The following is a 17624-nucleotide window of genomic DNA, read 5'->3' on the forward strand; positions in this document are numbered from 1 at the left end:
TAATCGGGAATTGGATAAATGAAAGTAACCCTTAATAAGTTTAAAAAAATAAACCTGGCGTGTGCGATTACTGCCGCGCTCAGCGTATTCATATCCAGCGCTGCATTGTCAGCGGAAAGAGTGAAGCATGTCATCGATATACCGGCTGAGACAAAGCCGGTATCTAAAAAGGCGGCGCCTCAGCCATATCGTCCTGTAGCTGATGTTACCCCTGAACTGGCGCAGATTGTGGTTTATTACCCTGAGGGGAGCGTGCCCGCGACGATTTATGTCGATCGCGAGCTGCAGTCGGTGCTGTTGCCAGGGCAATTTACCGTCCTGTGCGCCGCGCCAGGCGCGCATGCGGTGGAGTCCTGGTTCAACGATCATCCCACTTATCAGGGCAAACAAAACCCCCTGCAGCAGCTCAGCACCGAGAGTGCGCAAACCTATTTTATTCAGGTTAATCCAGGCACGACAGGAAATACGGCGGCACTGGAAGAGCGTTCACGGGCTGAATCTCTGTTGAGCAACATGCATAAGCAGAGCAAAATCATTAACCGTGCGTCACAGGTAAAAGCGTGTGATTACGTGAATAACACCGGCGTGGTGCTTATTCAGGAGCAAATTCTGTTCCGCTTTGCGGCCAGTAATGCGGCGGGAATTTTTGCGGAGTCGCGCAATAAGCTTGACGAGGTGGTGAAATTCGCCAGAAAAGCAAATAACGTTCGGGAGATCCAGATTGTGGGGTATACCGACGCGATTGGCAGCCGTGAGGCTAACCAGCGTTTGTCTGAAGCACGTGCCGATACCGTTCGTTCGTTACTGATTGCCAAAGGCATTAAACCGGAGCTGATCAATAACACCACGGGCATGGGGGTCGCGCAAAGTGCCGAAGGCTGCGGGACTTCGGCCAGCCAACAGGCGGCAGGATGTAACGTCAACAGTCGCCGCGTAGAAATTTTAGTGAAAAGCCACTAAGTTCGCGTAGAAACAAAAAATACGGATTGCAGAAATGCTTTCCGTATTTTTTTGGGAGAATTGCAACGGGTTTTGAAGACACAGCGAGAGGTGTAACAGGGTATGAGGTATTAAGCAGTCTGCGGTTCGTACATCTGGATGCGGGCAAGGCTGTAGTATTTTTTCTTTTCTCTTATTATTTCATGCTCAATCGATGATCTAATGATTTCACCGCAGGAGTAAATTTTCTTTAACGAGTTAAACCCCAGCTGTTTCATAATGTTATTGCTGTAGGTGTACGTGGTTTTCGGTTTGATGTTATATAAGGTACTGATGTCATCAATGGTATAGCCCGAGATCATCAGTTTTAACACACAGAACTCCATATGCGTTAGCTCGATGTATCTTTTGACCACCCCACTTTTACTGGGATGGCGCTGGGTATGCATTTTTTTGACAATCTCATCGTTGGTCAGATTATTGATGTTCACCAGGCGATGTTTATAGTGCGAGCAAATGCAGGCGAAAAGCTCCGGGAAAAAGTCTGAGTGGTAGGCGATGATGATTTCTTCAGGCGCGCGGAGATTTGTTTTTCGCTGGAGTGAGATAAGCCACTGAAAATAGACAATGTTGCTATAAATGGAGTCAGGAAGTACCAGGTATAAGGTAAAAAAATTATCTTTTTTGATACCTTTTGCCCAGTCATATAAATGATGTTGATTATAAAAAGAGATAATCTCTTCTTTTTTGAACATGCCGGAAAGCAAGTGACGCAATCCGATATTGCTGAAATGACATCTTGATAGTATGACTCGCGACGTATCCATGGTTATCCCTTTGGTTAATTTATTCAGCACGTCTCTTTTTAGCCTAAGATTTGCATGCTATCGAGCTTATGATACGGTATGTATATATTTTCATTTTACACGATGTCGCCGGCTTATTATTTGAGAATGCTCCCCACATAAATGGGAATTGTTTACGTATCTGCCGTTTTGGTCTTGCTTTATAGTAATATTAAGAAAGAGACGTCTGTGGGTAAGATTACTCTACGTCTGCAGGACAGGCATACTTTTAAGGTTTATCATTTAATCAATTGCGGGTTCCACTCTTCATTCTCTCTGCAACACCACGGGTGGTTGATTAATTATAAGGAAATGTCATTTCCCTGAAATGGCATAAAGAAAAGTATGAGAAAATTTTCAGTTCTGTTTATTTTCACCACGCTATTTTTACTGGCGGGGTGTCAGATCACGCCTGGCAGTCATATTGATGCCGCCGGGAAAACGGTGGTCGAAACACCCGATCCCGAGAACCTCAATGATGTAAAGGTTAACGTTTATCCTGTTACCCCGGCGCTGATTGAAAAATTACGCGAGAACGTGGTGGTCGCCCACGCCAATGCGGAGCTGAATAAACGGCTTGAAGCGTATGAATACCGCATTGGTGTCGGAGATATCATCATGGTTACGGTGTGGGAACACCCTGAGCTCACCACCCCGTCCGGCCAGTACCGTAGCGCCAGCGATACGGGGAACTGGGTGCATTCAGACGGCACGATATTTTACCCCTACATCGGGAAAATCCATGTTAAGGATAAAACGGTCACCGAAGTCAGGGAGCTGATCGCTGAACACCTGGCGAAATACATTGAGTCCCCACAGGTTGATGTGGGGATTGCCGCATTCCGTTCTCAAAAGGTGTATGTTTCAGGCGAAGTTAATCAGTCCGGGCAGCAGCCCATCACCAACGTTCCACTGACCATTATTGATGCGGTTAATCTGGCGGGTGGGCTGACTGAAAATGCGGACTGGGGCAACGCGGTTTTAACCCAGGGCGGTAAAAAATCAATTATCTCCCTGCAGGCGTTAATGCAATACGGCGATCTGCAGCAGAATAGGCTGCTCTATGCCGGCGATATTCTGTATATCCCTCGCAATGATGAATTAAAGGTCTTTGTCATGGGGGATGTCGTGAAGCAAACCACCCTGAAGATGGATCGCTCTGGCATGACCCTGACGGAAGCGTTGGGCAATGCGGAGGGAATGAATCAATTAACCAGTGATGCCAGCGGTATCTTTGTGATCCGCTCGGAAAACAAACCGGATGCGGCAAAAGGAAAGCAGGCAAATATTTATCAGCTTGATGCCCGGGATGCGACGGCGCTGGTGCTTGGAACAGAATTCAGGCTCAAGCCGTACGATATTGTGTATGTGACGACTGCGCCTGTTTCTCGCTGGAACAGAGTCATTAATCAATTAATGCCCACCATTAGTGGTGTCTACAGCCTGACGGAAACGACGCGCTTCATCAGGAACTGGAGTAATTAATATGAATGGAAGATACCAGTCCATTCTTGTCGTCTGCACAGGCAATATCTGTCGTTCCCCGGCGGGGGAACGCCTTTTGCGTTCACGCTTGCCCGATATGAAGGTAGATTCAGCCGGAATTGCTGCGTTAACAGGTGAGGCGGCCGATCCTGTAATGGCAGAGACGGCCCGCGAGTATGGCCTTTCATTAGAGGACCATTGTGCAAAACAACTCACGCCGTTGATGTGTCGTGAATATGATTTGATTCTGGCCATGGAGCAAAATCATATTGAAGCCGTCACCCGCCTGGCAATGGAATCCCGGGGAAAGACATTTTTATTCGGCTACTGGCTCCAGCAAATGGAGATCGCTGATCCTTATCGTCGGGGACGAGATATTTCAGGTGTTATTTTTCAACAACTTTTTTCCGCTGCCGAAGAATGGGTCAGGGTTTTCCAGCAGGTTAAATAATCAAGGCTGATTAGAGCATGTTTGACAAACACATTAGCAAATCGCAAACCGATAATGTTCCGCGGGAGGAGGATATTGACCTTTTCCAAATCCTTAAGGTTTTATATTACAGCAAGGTCTGGATTGCGGTGACAACATTACTGTTTATCGCGTTCGGCATTGTTATCGCTTACACTTTAGCGCCCGTCTATAAAAGTGATGCATTAATTCAGGTTGAGAAAAATGCTTCTACGGGGCTTTTAAATAAGCTCTCAACAATGCTGCCTGAAGGCTCCGGCGTCGCTTCAGAATCAGAGATTTCGTTAATTAAATCGCGGATGGTGATTGGCAAAACCGTGCGCGATCTGGCCCTGGATATCTCCGTGACTGAGAAACGCTATCCGTTTGCGAATGCGCTGCTCCTGCGCCTGTTTGGCAAACCGACGGGAAAGATTGAGATTTCAACCCTGGCCGTGCCCGAGGCGTTCCTGAACGAAGCGATGATCCTGACTATCTCGGTGGCGGGTGATTACACCCTGCAGGTCGGCGAGACCGTGTTGCAGGGTAAAGTCGGCGTCCCGCTTCACGCGCACGGCATTGATTTTATGATTGAACATGCCGAACTGACGCAGAACACCGTCTTCATTTTACGTAAACACAATGAATATTCGGTGATTGATGAGATCAAAAACAACCTGGTGGTAGATGGAAAATCAGGTGGCAATGGGATGCTTCATCTCAGCATGACCGGTTCCGATCCGGTAATGATCAGCAAAATTCTTGAAACGATCAGCCACAATTATCTTGCCCAGGATGTTGCACGTAAGTCAGAAGAGGCCAGCAAGAGTCTGGCCTTCGTGAATGAACAATTGCTGCAAATTAAAAACAATCTGGTGACGGCCGAAAATAAACTCAATGATTTCAGAAAAAATAATGAGTCGGTGGATTTATCGCTGGAGGCTAAATTCATCCTCGACAATGTGGTGTCCATCGATACCCAACTGAATGAATTAACCTTTAAAGAGGCCGAGATTTCAAAGCTATATAAGCGTTCGCATCCGGCTTATAAAGCACTGTCAGAAAAACGAGCCGTCCTGCAGGAAGAAAAAGAGAAACTTAATCAACGTATCAGCACCATGCCGCGAACGCAGCAGGAAATTTTGAGCATGACCCGTGATGTGCAGATGGGAAATGATATCTATATGCTGTTGTTGAACAAGCAGCATGAGCTCAATATCAATAAGGCCAGTACGCTGGGTAATGTTCGCATTATTGACAATGCCGTCACCCAGCATAAGCCGGTTAAACCGAAAAAGTTGTTGATTGTCATCCTGTCGGCGCTGACGGGCTTCCTGTTCGCCTCCGGCGTGATTCTGATACGCAACATGTTAATCAAAGGGATCAAACAGCCCGCGGAGCTGGAAAAACGGGGTATTCCTGTTCATGCCGTCGTTCCGCTGGCGCCTGAACGGACGAAGAGCAGACGCTGCCGTGCCATTACAACCTACCAGTCTGACGAGCTGTTAGCCAAATCTTCGCCCACCTCGCTGGCGGTTGAGGCGATAAGAGGGCTACGGACCAGCCTTCATTTCGCCATGCTGAAGGCGGAGAACAAAATATTAATGATTTCAGGTACCTCACCGGGGGTGGGTAAATCCTTCATCAGTTCCAACCTCGCGGTGCTGATGGCGCAGGCCGGCACCCGGGTGTTGGTGATTGACTGCGATCTGCGAAGGGGCTATTTGCACAGTATCTTCTCGCAAACGGACGGCCATGCCGGGCTTGCCGATTATTTATCTTCGGATGCGGAGGTGGCCCGGGTAATAGAAGAGACAGAGTACCAGGGCGTTGATTTTATTGGCCGGGGAAGAATGGTCAACAACCCTGCCGAGCTGTTTATGACGCCGAAATTCCGGACGCTGATTGACGCCTGTTCAGCCCAGTACGATGTCATTATTCTGGATACGCCACCGATTCTGAGCGTCACGGATGCCGCGATCATTGGCCGTTTCGCCTCAACGTCTCTGATGGTCGTCAGATTCGAACAGAACTCGATCCAGGAAGTTGAAGCGGGACTGCGTCGATTTGATCAAAACGGTATCGCTATCCAGGGTGTGATATTCAACGGTGTTGAGAAGCGGGCTTCAGCCTCTTATAGCTATGGCGATTACTCATACCAGGAATAATTCATCTCTGTTCTTTAATGAATACGTATTGACAGGTCTGGAATGTATAAAATTCCGAAGGCCTGATGACGAGTTCCTAATTAAAAGTTCCCGTTATGTGGTGCAGTCTGAATGCCAGTTCAGAATAAAAATGCCAGAATTAATGTCAAGGAATGCTCTTAAAAATCTAAATTAATGAACCATCAGGGAGTGACAGGAGGGACCAAAAGCAATCAACGGATATGAAGTAATTATTTAGAGTGGTGATGTTATATTTTGAAAAATGTAATAATTCCGTAATAAAGAGTCGATTAAATGAATAGTAAAAAAAATAAAGTCTTTCAGCTGGAGCTGAAGTGGCATCCCGTTGCTGCTTCTGTTCTGCTCGCTCTGCCATTTGTTGCGCACACAGCAGAGATTAACATCAAGAACGGCGTAGTGTATTCGGCCGGAAATGTGCCCGTCATTAACATTAATAAAGCCAACGATAAGGGGCTTTCACATAATGTGTATGACAAGTTAAACGTTGATAAGAATGGGCTTATCTTCAATAACAGCACGACTGAATCCAACACCGTGCTGGCGGGTAAGGTGCAGGGGAACAGCAATCTGACCTCCGGGTCGGCGAAAGTCATCCTGAACGAAGTCACCTCTAAAAATGCCTCTGCTATTAACGGTATGATGGAAGTGGCGGGCGATAAAGCTGATTTAATCATTGCCAACCCGAACGGGATTACCGTTAACGGTGGCGGCTCCATTAACACCGGTAAACTGACCCTGACAACCGGTACGCCGGATATTCAGAACGATCAGTTAGCCGGTTATTCTGTCAATGGCGGCACCATTACGCTGGGTAAACTGAATAACGCCAGCCCGACAGAAATTCTGTCCCGTAATGTGGTGGTCACTGACAAAGTGAGCGCGGGTGAGCTGAACGTTGTGGCGGGTAATAACTACGTCAACGCGGCAGGTCAGGTCACCGGTTCTGTTACTGCGGCTGGCATTCGTAATGCCAACAGCATTGACGTGGCGGCCCTGGGCGGGATGTATGCTAACAAGATCACCCTCGTCAGCACCGAAAGCGGTGTGGGCGTGCGTAACCAGGGCATTATTGCGGGTGGCGTTAACGGCGTAAATATTGACGCTAACGGTCAACTGCTGAATAACAATGCGCGCATTGAGTCCTCTGGTCAGATCAATATTAAAACCAATGGCGCACTGAACAACACCACCGGGGATATTACGTCCGTCGGTACCATTGCGCTGGACACCAATAAAAATACCCTCGTCAACAGCCGCTCAGGCAACATTTCGACGATGGGCGACCTCTACGTCAATAGCGGCGCCATTGATAACACCAACGGTAAAATGGCCGCAGCGGGCATGCTGGCTGCTGATACCAACAACAACACCTTAACCAACTACGGTAAAGGGAAGACTGTCGGTATTGAAGCCGGGATCGTGGCGTTAAAAACCGGCACCCTGAATAACAGCAATGGCCAGATCAAGGGCGGATATGTTGGCCTTGAATCTGCTGCTGTTAACAACAACAGCGGGTTAGTTGACGCCCTCGGTGATGTGAACGTTGTGAGCGGCGGTAACGTCGATAACAACCGAGGCATGATCCGTTCTGCGGGTGGTTTCACCAAGATTGCCGCGAAAGGTACCGTTAACAACGGCGCGACCAAAACCGCCGATACGGCCAGCGATGACTCGTTAGGCATTATTGCTGAGAAGGGCGTGCAGATTGCCGCGAACAGCATCAATAATAACGGTGGGCAGATGGCGTCGAATGGCGATATCTCCCTCGAAAGTGCCGGCACGATTGATAACTACTCCGGCAAGCTGAACTCCAACAGCAAAGTGATTGCTAAAGCCGCCTCCATGCGTAACGACAACGGCGGTGTAGCGGGCCGTACCGGCGTGAGCGCGCAAGTGGGTGGAAATATCACCAACTACATTGGCGTATTCAGTTCTGAAGAAGGTGATGTTGCCCTGGCATCAAATGCCCTGAACAACCGCGGTGGCTTCATTATGGGACAAAACGTCACCATTAATGCCAATGCCGGGGTTAATAACAACACCGCGTTCATCGTTGCCAGTAAGGTATTGAGCGTTACTGCAGGCGATAACATCGAAAACCGTTACGGTACGGATTTCGGCTCTGCATTTGGTACCTACTTCGGCATGCCTCAGCAGAATGGCGGCATGGTTGGTAAAGAAGGCGTCTCGCTGTCCGGGAACACGATTTACAACAACCAAAGCCGTATCATTTCTGAAAAAGGCCCGCTGAAAGTACAGGCAAAAGGCAACATCGATAACTCTCGCGCGTTACTGGTGAGCGGTGGAGATGCGTCTATCAAGGCGGGTGGTTCGTTTAATAACAACTATTCCACCACCTACAGCATGGGCGATCTGGCGATCGAGGCGAACAGCCTGAGCAACTACAGCAACGGCGCGCTCGAAGACAACAATGCGACGGGGGTGATTGCGGCTGATAGCGATCTGACGATGAATGTGGCGAGCAGCGTGACCAACTATGGCTGGATCAGCAGCCTGGGTGATGCCATCCTGAACATTCTGAACGGCTCCCTGACCAACCGTAATACGCTCTCCGCTGAGAAATCGCTGACGGTTTCTGCTCAGTCGGGTGTTGAAAACCAGAAAAACATCGCTGCGGGTGGCGCTCTGGCGGTGAATACCCAGCGTGGCGTGACGAACAACTCCGACGGCAACATGGTGGGCGATAGCGTCACGATCTCGGCAGTCTATGATGTCAACAACCGCGGTAACATCGTCGCTGACAACGGTATGGTGATTACCACTAAAGGTAATCTCTATAACGACCTGAATATGGTCAGCTATGGCGATGCCTCCTTCAGTGCCAATAACATTGATAACAACGCCTCCACGATCAAAGCCGACGGCAATTTGACGCTGACGGCGACAGGCAATGTGAATAACAGTCGCGGTAAGCTCATCGCTGAGGCCGGCGATGTGACGATTACAGCGGGTGGAACCGTTGATAACTACTACGGAAAAATCGAGTCCGGTAGCGATATCGTTCTTAAGGCAAACCGACTGAATAACGACTACGGTCGGACGGCTGCCTACGGCAATATCGACCTGGCGCTGATGGGGTATTTCGACAACAACCGTGGTTCATTGCTTTCTCAGGCCGGTGATATCAAACTTTCAGCCAACATCGTGGATAACAACAACGGGTTGATTGCGGGTGAGAATGTCGCTGTTGAGACGAAATCAACGGTGTATAACAACACCGCAATGATCGTGGCGAACAAAAAGCTGTCCGTGAATGCGGCCGGAAATGTTGAAAACCGCGACGGTAACAACTTTGTTCGTTATCACGGCGAAACCTTTGGTGTGACGGGCGATGTTGGCGGCATGATTGGCCGAGAAGGTGTGTCTGTTTCCGGGCAGAACGTCTACAACAACAACAGCAGCATCATCGCGGATAACGGTGCGCTGAGCGTGCTGTCTAAAGGGACGCTGGATAACACCCGTGCGATGCTGGTGAGCGGCGCCGATGCGATCGTCAAAGCGGCAGGCACGTTCTACAACAACTACGCGACCCTCTGGAGTGCGGGCAACCTGGACGTGACAGCGGGTTCGCTGAGCAACTACAGCGATGGCAGCATGGCTAACAACACCGCGACCGGCGTTATCGCGTCAGATAAGAAACTTAATCTGACTGTGGATAACAGCGTCACCAACTACGGCTGGATCAGCGGTAAAGGCGATGTGAACGTCAACGTGCTGAAAGGTACTTTGTATAACCGCAATGCGCTTTCTGCAGATAACGCGCTGACAATTAATGCCCTGAACGGTGTTGAGAACTTCAAAGACATCGTCGCGGGTACCAATCTGAAAATGGATACTCAGCGTCACATTACCAATAACAGCAACAGTAATATTCTTGCTCAGAATATCGCGTTGAATGCCGGTGCCGACATTTCCAACCGCGGTAATATTGTGAGCGATTATACGCTGTCTGTGAAAACGGCAGGGAATATCTATAACTACCTCAATATGCTGTCTTATGGCGTTGCTGGTGTCGCGGCGAATAACGTGACAAACAGCGGTCAGGATGCCGTATTCGGTGGCTTATACGGTATGGAACTGATTACCAATAAAGTAACCAATACCGGCACCATTGTTGGTATGTAATCGATAAGGTGTAACAAAAGGCAGCAGCTATCGCCTGATAGCGCAAAGTCAGAACGAGACCCTGCTGCCTTTTTTTCTGAGAAAGTGAATGGAACTGCGATTTAAATTTTTACTGTTATTGCTGGTGATGTCTTTTCAATTGTTTGCGGTTGACGACATTTCTACTCTGATTAAACAGCAGCAAAATGCAGATCTGAATGCTTTCAAAGAACAAAAGGTGTATCGGCAGGATGTATTCTCCAGCACCGAACGTAAAGTATTCAGACTGGATAAACTACCGGAGGAGGAAAACTGTTTTACCCTAAAGGCGCTTGTTCTTGATAATGATTTTTTGAAACGTAAAACCGAAAAAGCGGTTAAAAAAGAGATCCTCGGACGCTGCGTTGGCAGCATCGGTGTGGTGAAAATTGCCACCGCGTTGCAAGATTTTTATATTGATGCCGGTTACATCACGACCCGTATCACTATTCCTTCGCAGGATATTTCCTCCGGCACGCTGAAGCTTGATGTGAATGCCGGGAAAATAGAAAAAATTATTGTCGAGCATAATGATATTAATCCATGGATGCTGCCGTTTGCGAAAGAAGACATTTTGAATATTCGCGATATCGAGCAGGGCCTGGAAAACCTGCAGCAAGAACCCGGCGTGGATGTGAAGATCAATATTGAACCGGGTACGAAGCACGGGTATAGCACGATTCGCATCACCACCAACCGGGAAAAGCAGTGGAGCGTGCGGGCGAGCTATAACAACTGGGGCGATAAAGCGACAGGAGAATACCTGGCCTCAGTGGTGGGATATTTATACAACACCGCCCGCTTTAGTGACCTGTTTTATCTGGCAGGAACGAAGAGCACGACGGGGCAGTACCAGAGTGTAAGTGGTTACTATGCCCTGCCGGTAGGCTACTGGAACTATTCGCTGTTCTACAGCGGCAGTCGTTCGCGGCAGGCGATACCGCTCTATTACACCTCGGTAGATTACGCCGGAAAGAGTGAGTACGGCAGCGTCAAGGCGTCGCGTACGGTCTACCGGGATAAAAGCCGGAAGGTGACGGGGAGTGCCGAGCTGATTCGGCGAAAATCCGGTTATACCATTAATGGCGAAGAGCTTGTTTTGCAGAAGCGTGACATGGATAACGTCAAGTTTGGTGTGAATTACACGCAGCAGCTGGTGAATGCAAACTGGGATTCCACCTTATCCTGGCAGCGTTTTGTCACCGGGTTCGGTGCCGAAAAAACGCCGGATATGGTCTATGGCGATGTCAGCCCCGTCAGTCAGCGGGTTAATGTTGAAAGTCGCTATACCCGACAGTTTAGCAATAACGTATATAGCGCCTTTTTTTTTGCGCAATACGCGCCGCGTGAGTTGACCCTCCAGGATCAAATAACGATAGGGGATCGCTGGAGCGTTCGTGGGTTTGAAAATAGCGTTGGCCTGACGGGAAACAGCGGTTACTACCTGCAAAATACACTCTATCACCCGGTGCGAGATATCAACGCCAGCTACTATATCGGCGTAGATGGCGGGCAAATGCGGCGAGACCAAACCTGGGGTGAGGAATTTATTATCGGTGGGACAGTGGGTATTCAGGGAAGCATAAAAAGTCTGGGCTATGACTCGTCATTGTCAGTCCCGCTGAAATACCCCGGCAGGATGGATGTCGATAAGCTTAATTTTAATCTGAATCTGACTTATCAGTTATAAAAAGGACTGGCGAAAAAATGCGTATCGGTACGGATATCGTCGAGGTTTCACGAATACGTCGGGCAATAACCCACTGGCAGGCAGATTTTTTACAGCGGGTCTATACCGAACAAGAAATCAAAAAAATTGATCTGGCCGATCCCAATTATGAACGTGCGTCGGGATTTTGGGCGGCGAAAGAGGCGCTCGTAAAAGCGTTGGGGTGTGGCTTCCGGGACGGTATTACATTTCAGGACATCGAAATCAGCCATGATGATTATGGATGCCCCTGTTTTATTTTTAACGGACGCGTAAACGCGTTGCTGGTCGAGAAAAAAATTGCGAATTCATCGTTGAGTATTTCGCATTGTCAGAGTTATGCGACGGCTGTTGTCATACTTTATTAACCTAACTATCAGTGAATATTATGTATCAATATAACGATCTTAAGGAAAAGACGGTTCTGGTCACCGGCGCCAGTGGTGATATTGGCCTGGCGATCTGCGCTAAGTTTCTTGACCAGGACTGCGACGTTTATGCGCTGTATAAATCGAATGCCACGCAGTTAACCGAACTGAAAGAAACCCACCCGGCCGGGGGCAAACTCACGCTGATTCAGTGCGATCTCGCCGATCCACTGAGCGTCACTGCGCTCTGTTCACGCCTGACCGAGGAAGCGGGCAAGCTGGATGTGCTGGTTAACAACGCCGGGATTGTGAAAGACAGCCTGTTTGCCTCAATGAGTTTTGATGATTTCAGCCAGGTGGTGGACACCAACCTGTTCAGCATTTTCCGCCTGACGAAAGAAGCCTTAATGCTGCTGCGCTCCGCCGAAAGCCCGGCCATCATCAACGTGGCCTCCATTGCGGCCATTATCCCCAGCGTCGGGCAGGCAAACTACAGCGCGTCTAAAGGGGCTATCCTCGGATTCACCCGTACCCTGGCGGCTGAGCTGGCGCCGTATGGCGTGCGCGTAAATGCTATCGCGCCGGGAATGATTGAATCCAAAATGGTGAAGAAGGTATCCCGTACCGTCGTGCGTGGCGTCACCGCCTCCATTCCTCTGCGCCGTCTGGGCCAGTGTGATGAAGTGGCCAACACCATCGTTTATCTGGGCTCGACAGCGTCCAGCTACATTGTGGGTCAAACCATCGTTATCGATGGCGGTCTGGTGATGCGGTGAGTTATGTCTAAATACGTTATCCCCTCGAAGATTTTTCTGGAAATGGGCGGCTGGCGCCAGCCGCTGCTGATGGTCGACAGAATTGATGACTTCAAATATGGCGAAAATGGCTACGTGAAGGTGACCAAACACATCACCTATAACGAACCTTATCTGCTGGGGCATTTCCCGGACGATCCGATCATGCCCGGGGTCATTATTTCTGAGATTTTTGGTCAGGCCAGCGAGTATCTGTCGTTCCTCACCGATATTTGCGATATCTACAATGAGACGTTCGGTGGTGAGCTGAAATCGTTACGCGACATTCATGCGCTCATTCAGCGTGACGAGATGCTGGCAATCATTCGCACGCGCCGCGCACAGGTTCGCGGTGTCCTGGCGGCCCAGAATTTGAAATTTAAAGATATTGCCTACCCAGGCGATTCGATTGAAGTGACCAGCAAGCTGGCATTTTCTGATGCCCATGGCTTTAAGCACTATTCCGTGACGGCAAACGTCGGTAAGCGGTTAATTAGCCATGGCACCATTATTAATTTCCGCGAAACAAAGTAAACCCCTGAGAGAGTTATAACCATGTCTACAATGAAAAACGAAATTGACCAGCGCAAGGACGTGCTGATGACAATTAAAACTGAGATTATTCAGCGTTTGAATATCCAACGTGATGAGTCTCAAATTGATGATGATACTGCCCTGTTTGGTAATGGTTTAAAACTGGACTCCGTTGATGCGACGGAAATTGTGGTCATGCTGGATAAAGTTTTCGATATCAAAGTGAGCGAAAGTGACGATCCTTCTTATATGAGAAGTATCAATAATCTGGCGACATTTATCATCCAGAAGAAAAAAGCTTAATTTATCATTGCGAATAACAGGATTACGTTATGAAATCTCTTTATGATTTTCATTTAAAAAACAAAGCGAAAATGGGCATTTACAACAATGCCAACGTTCCTTCTGCCTATCACGACCCCATGGTGGAATATAAAGCGGTGCGTGAAAATGCGCTGCTGGTGGACTATTCCCACATGTCGATTGTCAGCGTGATGGGTGATGATGCCTGGGCACTGGTGAACTATTTTGTCTCTGCCGATGTTTCGATTATCCGCGATGAGCAGGGGATCTACTCGCTGGTATTGAATGAAGACGGTACCGTGCGCGGCGATGTGTATGTGCTCTGCTCATCCGAGGGCTATTACATCATGTCCGAGAACATTCCGGCGGCGGAAATTATCGCTGGTCTGAACGCCCTTCTGGAAAAAGCCGACGAGCTGGATATCCAGGAAGCCCCTGAAATTGCTGATATGCGTGAGCAGAACTGGGGTGCGATCATGGTGGAAGGGCCTTACTCCTGGGAGCTGATGTCCGAGATCCACGGCTTCGACGTGATTGGTCTGCCCTACTATGAGTACATGAATACCGACGATGAGCTGATGGTATTCCGCTGCGGTAAACACGGTGAATTCGCCTATATGGTCGTTGGCCAGCAGGAACAGCTGCTGGATCAGTGGCAGCAGCTGCTGGAGCACGGCGGCAAATACCAGCTGCAGACCGGCGGGCTGGACTACCAGAAAATTGTGCGTATCGAAAACCCAGGCTGGGACGACGCGCTGTGGGCGGAGTACAACCTCAATCCGGTAGAGCTGCAGCTGCAATGGGCCGTGCAGTACGACAAAGAAGGCTTTGTGGGTAAAGACGCGGCCGAAGAACTGTCTCACCGCGAAGGCGCACGCAAGGTTATCGGCATGATTACCGAGGGTGCCTGTTCGGGCATTGAATCAGGCGATAACGTACTGGTTGATGGTCAGGTGGTCGGGAACGTGGCTAAGGCCATCTATTCTCCCGCCCTGCAGTGCTTTATTGCGCTGGCGCTGATGGACAATGAATATGCATGGTCTGATATTAGCGGCTTTGCGATTCAAACGCGTTCGGAAACGGTGACCGCGAAAACCAAAGGTATGCCATTTATTTATAACCTGAGCATGCTGGTTAATCCTACTGAACACAGTTTTGTTGATGCCTCTAAAGCGAAAAGCGCACTGTAATTATTAATTAAAACGGCGAGAAAAGAATCCGTGGGGATATTAACACCACGGATCCTTTTCGCGGTTTATTGCCTGTACATGGCGGTACATATATTTATGAAGACAAACAGAAAACGGGTTGTCATTACCGGGATCGGTATTCTCTCTTCGCTGGCTGAAAACCTGCAGGATTTCAGAAACGCATTACTGAATAAAAAAAATGGCGTCACGGACAGCGTGCGGTTTTCAAAATGGTTTGAAAATGCCAGAGCCGCCGAAGTCTTGCATGACATTGATTATTCGGAATTACCGGATGACGTTATCGCCTCCCTGGATAATGCCGCACTCTGGGCCTGGAAGGTGGGGAAAGATGCGCTGAAACAGGCGGGGCTGGCTGAGAATAAGGCGCAACTTAAAGAGACCGGTTTAATTGTCGGTGTCTCGTCTGCCGGGACAGAGGCGTTTCTGCCGCTGTTTGAGCAACGCATGGAAGACTTCTCCCTGCGTAAAGCGTTGTTCTCTGGCGGTTTCTCTTCCTGCTGTTCCAGCGTCTCCACGCTGCTCGGCTTACAGGGCGGCGTTGAGCTGGTCGCGACCGCCTGTACGGCGAGCCCTAACGCGGTCGGTATGGCGTTTGACTATATCCAGAACGGCAAAAGTAAAACCATGCTGGCCGTCGGGACGGAACCGATCTACCTGCCAACCTTCGCGGGCTTTTATGCCCTGAACGTGATGCATCCGGAGGCCTGCACGCCGTTCTCCGGCAACTCGGGGATGTCCATCGGTGAAGGGGCCGGGGCGATCGTACTTGAAGAGTACGAACATGCGGTCGCACGCGGCGCCACCATTTACGGTGAAATCCTCTCTTATGCCACCTCCTGCGATGCGTTCCACGAAACCGGACCGGATCCACGCGCCAGCGGCGCGGTGCAGGTCATGCATAAGGCGATGGAAAATGCCGGCGTCACCCCGGATCAGATTGAATACGTCAACGCCCACGGTACCGGAACAGAAGCCAACGATCGTATCGAAACGCTGGCGATGAAAAAGGTGTTCGCCAACAATGAAAAACTGCTGGTGAGCTCAACCAAGTCTTACTTTGGTCATAACATCGGTGCGGCGGGCATCGTCGAACTGATCGCCTGCCTGGTCACGCTGCCGGATAACCGCGTTCTGCCGACGCTAAACTTCACGAACGCGCGTCCAAACTGCGATCTGGATTACGTGCCAAACGACTTCCGTGACCAGAAAATCAACCTCTTCATGAAGAACAATTATGCCTTCGGCGGTAACAACTGCAGCATGATTATCAGCATGGAGCCTTGTTCGATCCCGGTCACTGCCTACGACGAAAAGCGTGTGGCGATCACCGGTCTGGGTGCCGTTTCCGCGATTGGCCACACCGTTAACGAGATCCTCGACAACGTATGGCAACAACACCATACCGTTGAGTTGGGCGGCGTCACCTTCCCGGAAGACACGCTGGAAGAGGCGAAAGAACTGCTGGAGGTGCTTGAAACCACCCGTCAGTTCGAAGCGTTGTTTGGGGAAGATTTCAGCGCGCTGGCCGAAACGCTGCCGGAAGCCAATGAACACTTTAAAACCTTCCAGGTTACCGGGCTCGAGCCGCGTAAACATCTGCGCCGCTTTGACCCTCGTAAGGCCACGCGTGGCGGGACATTCGCGCTGATTGCCCTGTCCGAAGCGCTGGAGCAGGCGAAGCGTAAAATCAAGCGTGATGGCGACGCGCTTGGCATGGTCATGGGGATGTCCAGCGGGCCGCAGGAGACAACCTACAAATATCTGCAGAGCCTTAAGCCGGACCCACGCAAAGTCAGAACCTCCGAATTCCCGGGATCGTTGATGAACTCTATCCCAACGTTCTGCGGCATTTCGGAAGGCATCAAGGGCTACACCACAACGCTGGCGACCGGTGAGAACGCAGCATTAGGCGCACTCACCTACGGCTACGAAATCGTGCGTCAGGATCTGCAGCCGCAGGTGCTGGTGGGCGGTGCGGATGAGTATTTCCCGTCCATGTCCCTCTATATGGATGCCGTTACTCAGAAGCTGCATATGACCTCCGACGCCGGAGAATATCAGGTCTACGGTAACGATCCGAAGGGCTACATTCCTGGCGAAGGTGCCTGCATGTTGCTGCTGGAGGATCCGCAGCGTGCCGCCGCGCGGGGTGCAGAAGTGCTGGCGGAAGTGGCCGGTTACGGTAAAGCCTGTAGCAACAGCTATTTTGACGCCTCTCAGCGGGACGAGAAATCCTCCTCCATGGCGCTGGCCATCGCCCGTGCGCTGGCGGATGCCGGTGTAACGGCGCAGGAGATCGATCTGGTCTGCGGTACCAGCAACGGTAGCGATGACAGCTCACGCATTGAAATTGATGCGATTTGCGAAATCTTCGCCCGGACAAAGCCGGACGTGCCGGTTGTTAACTACAACGCCTGCTTTGGCTTTGTGGCATCTGCTGCCGGACTGCTTAACCTGGCCGTCATCATTGACTGTATTAAGAAGCAGGCGGTTCCCGCTATTCCTCATACCGTTGAGTTCTTCGATAAGCGAATTAACTTCGTTCGTGAACCGTTGAAACTTGCCCTGAAGCACGTATTGCTGGTGGGCGCGACGGAAGGCGGCAACTACTACGCGTTTGTGATTAAAGGATAATA

At 49.9% G+C, this 17624-nt stretch carries 13 protein-coding genes; 12 read left to right on the plus strand and 1 reads right to left on the minus strand.

The genetic code is table 11. From position 1 onward, the window contains the following. The first annotated feature begins 252 nt into the window (after window positions 1-252). Window positions 253-960: an OmpA family protein gene (locus C1N69_RS04155; protein ID WP_275544884.1), complete on the plus strand. Its 708-nt coding sequence runs from the start codon at window positions 253-255 to the stop codon at window positions 958-960. 110 nt (window positions 961-1070) lie between these two features. On the opposite strand, the gene C1N69_RS04160 is transcribed toward C1N69_RS04155, so the two are convergent. Continuing rightward, window positions 1071-1766 (minus strand): helix-turn-helix transcriptional regulator, encoded by a 696-nt coding sequence (locus C1N69_RS04160; protein ID WP_032672589.1) that lies wholly within the window; start codon window positions 1764-1766, stop codon window positions 1071-1073. A 363-nt stretch (window positions 1767-2129) separates the two neighbouring features. Between C1N69_RS04160 and C1N69_RS04165 the strand changes: the two genes are divergently transcribed. The 11 genes from C1N69_RS04165 (at window position 2130) to C1N69_RS04215 (ending at window position 17622) form a co-directional block, all read left to right on the plus strand. Further along, window positions 2130-3269, plus strand: a complete 1140-nt coding sequence (locus tag C1N69_RS04165) for a polysaccharide export protein (protein ID WP_155030722.1) — start codon at window positions 2130-2132, stop codon at window positions 3267-3269. A 1-nt stretch (window position 3270) separates the two neighbouring features. Continuing rightward, entirely contained in the window at window positions 3271-3720 is a 450-nt protein-coding gene (locus C1N69_RS04170) for an arsenate reductase/protein-tyrosine-phosphatase family protein (RefSeq protein WP_155030723.1), read from the plus strand. A gap of 128 nt (window positions 3721-3848) precedes the next feature. Continuing rightward, window positions 3849-5885, plus strand: a complete 2037-nt coding sequence (locus C1N69_RS04175; RefSeq protein ID WP_244956315.1) for a polysaccharide biosynthesis tyrosine autokinase — start codon at window positions 3849-3851, stop codon at window positions 5883-5885. Window positions 5886-6179: 294 nt separating this feature from the next. Beyond that, window positions 6180-10052, plus strand: coding sequence for a beta strand repeat-containing protein (locus C1N69_RS04180; RefSeq protein WP_155030725.1), 3873 nt, complete (start codon window positions 6180-6182; stop codon window positions 10050-10052). An 88-nt stretch (window positions 10053-10140) separates the two neighbouring features. Next, on the plus strand, window positions 10141-11760 hold the full coding sequence (locus tag C1N69_RS04185) for a ShlB/FhaC/HecB family hemolysin secretion/activation protein (protein WP_155030726.1): 1620 nt from the start codon (window positions 10141-10143) through the stop codon (window positions 11758-11760). Between the two features lie 17 nt (window positions 11761-11777). Next, on the plus strand, window positions 11778-12146 hold the full coding sequence (gene acpS, locus C1N69_RS04190; RefSeq protein WP_095441201.1) for a holo-ACP synthase: 369 nt from the start codon (window positions 11778-11780) through the stop codon (window positions 12144-12146). A gap of 20 nt (window positions 12147-12166) precedes the next feature. Continuing rightward, window positions 12167-12922 carry an SDR family oxidoreductase gene (locus C1N69_RS04195; protein ID WP_059385942.1) on the plus strand — a complete coding sequence of 252 codons (756 nt, stop codon included), beginning with the start codon at window positions 12167-12169 and terminating at the stop codon, window positions 12920-12922. A gap of 3 nt (window positions 12923-12925) precedes the next feature. Next, on the plus strand, window positions 12926-13474 hold the full coding sequence (locus tag C1N69_RS04200; RefSeq protein ID WP_025759038.1) for a hotdog family protein: 549 nt from the start codon (window positions 12926-12928) through the stop codon (window positions 13472-13474). Window positions 13475-13495: 21 nt separating this feature from the next. Beyond that, window positions 13496-13777 (plus strand): acyl carrier protein, encoded by a 282-nt coding sequence (locus C1N69_RS04205; protein ID WP_013095701.1) that lies wholly within the window; start codon window positions 13496-13498, stop codon window positions 13775-13777. Window positions 13778-13806: 29 nt separating this feature from the next. After that, window positions 13807-14967, plus strand: a complete 1161-nt coding sequence (locus tag C1N69_RS04210) for an aminomethyl transferase family protein (RefSeq protein WP_059385940.1) — start codon at window positions 13807-13809, stop codon at window positions 14965-14967. A 96-nt stretch (window positions 14968-15063) separates the two neighbouring features. Next, window positions 15064-17622 carry a beta-ketoacyl-[acyl-carrier-protein] synthase family protein gene (locus C1N69_RS04215; RefSeq protein ID WP_104556790.1) on the plus strand — a complete coding sequence of 853 codons (2559 nt, stop codon included), beginning with the start codon at window positions 15064-15066 and terminating at the stop codon, window positions 17620-17622. The last annotated feature ends 2 nt before the right edge of the window (window positions 17623-17624 follow it).

Origin of the sequence: Enterobacter sichuanensis (assembly GCF_009036245.1) — a bacterium.
Lineage (GTDB): Bacteria > Pseudomonadota > Gammaproteobacteria > Enterobacterales > Enterobacteriaceae > Enterobacter > Enterobacter sichuanensis.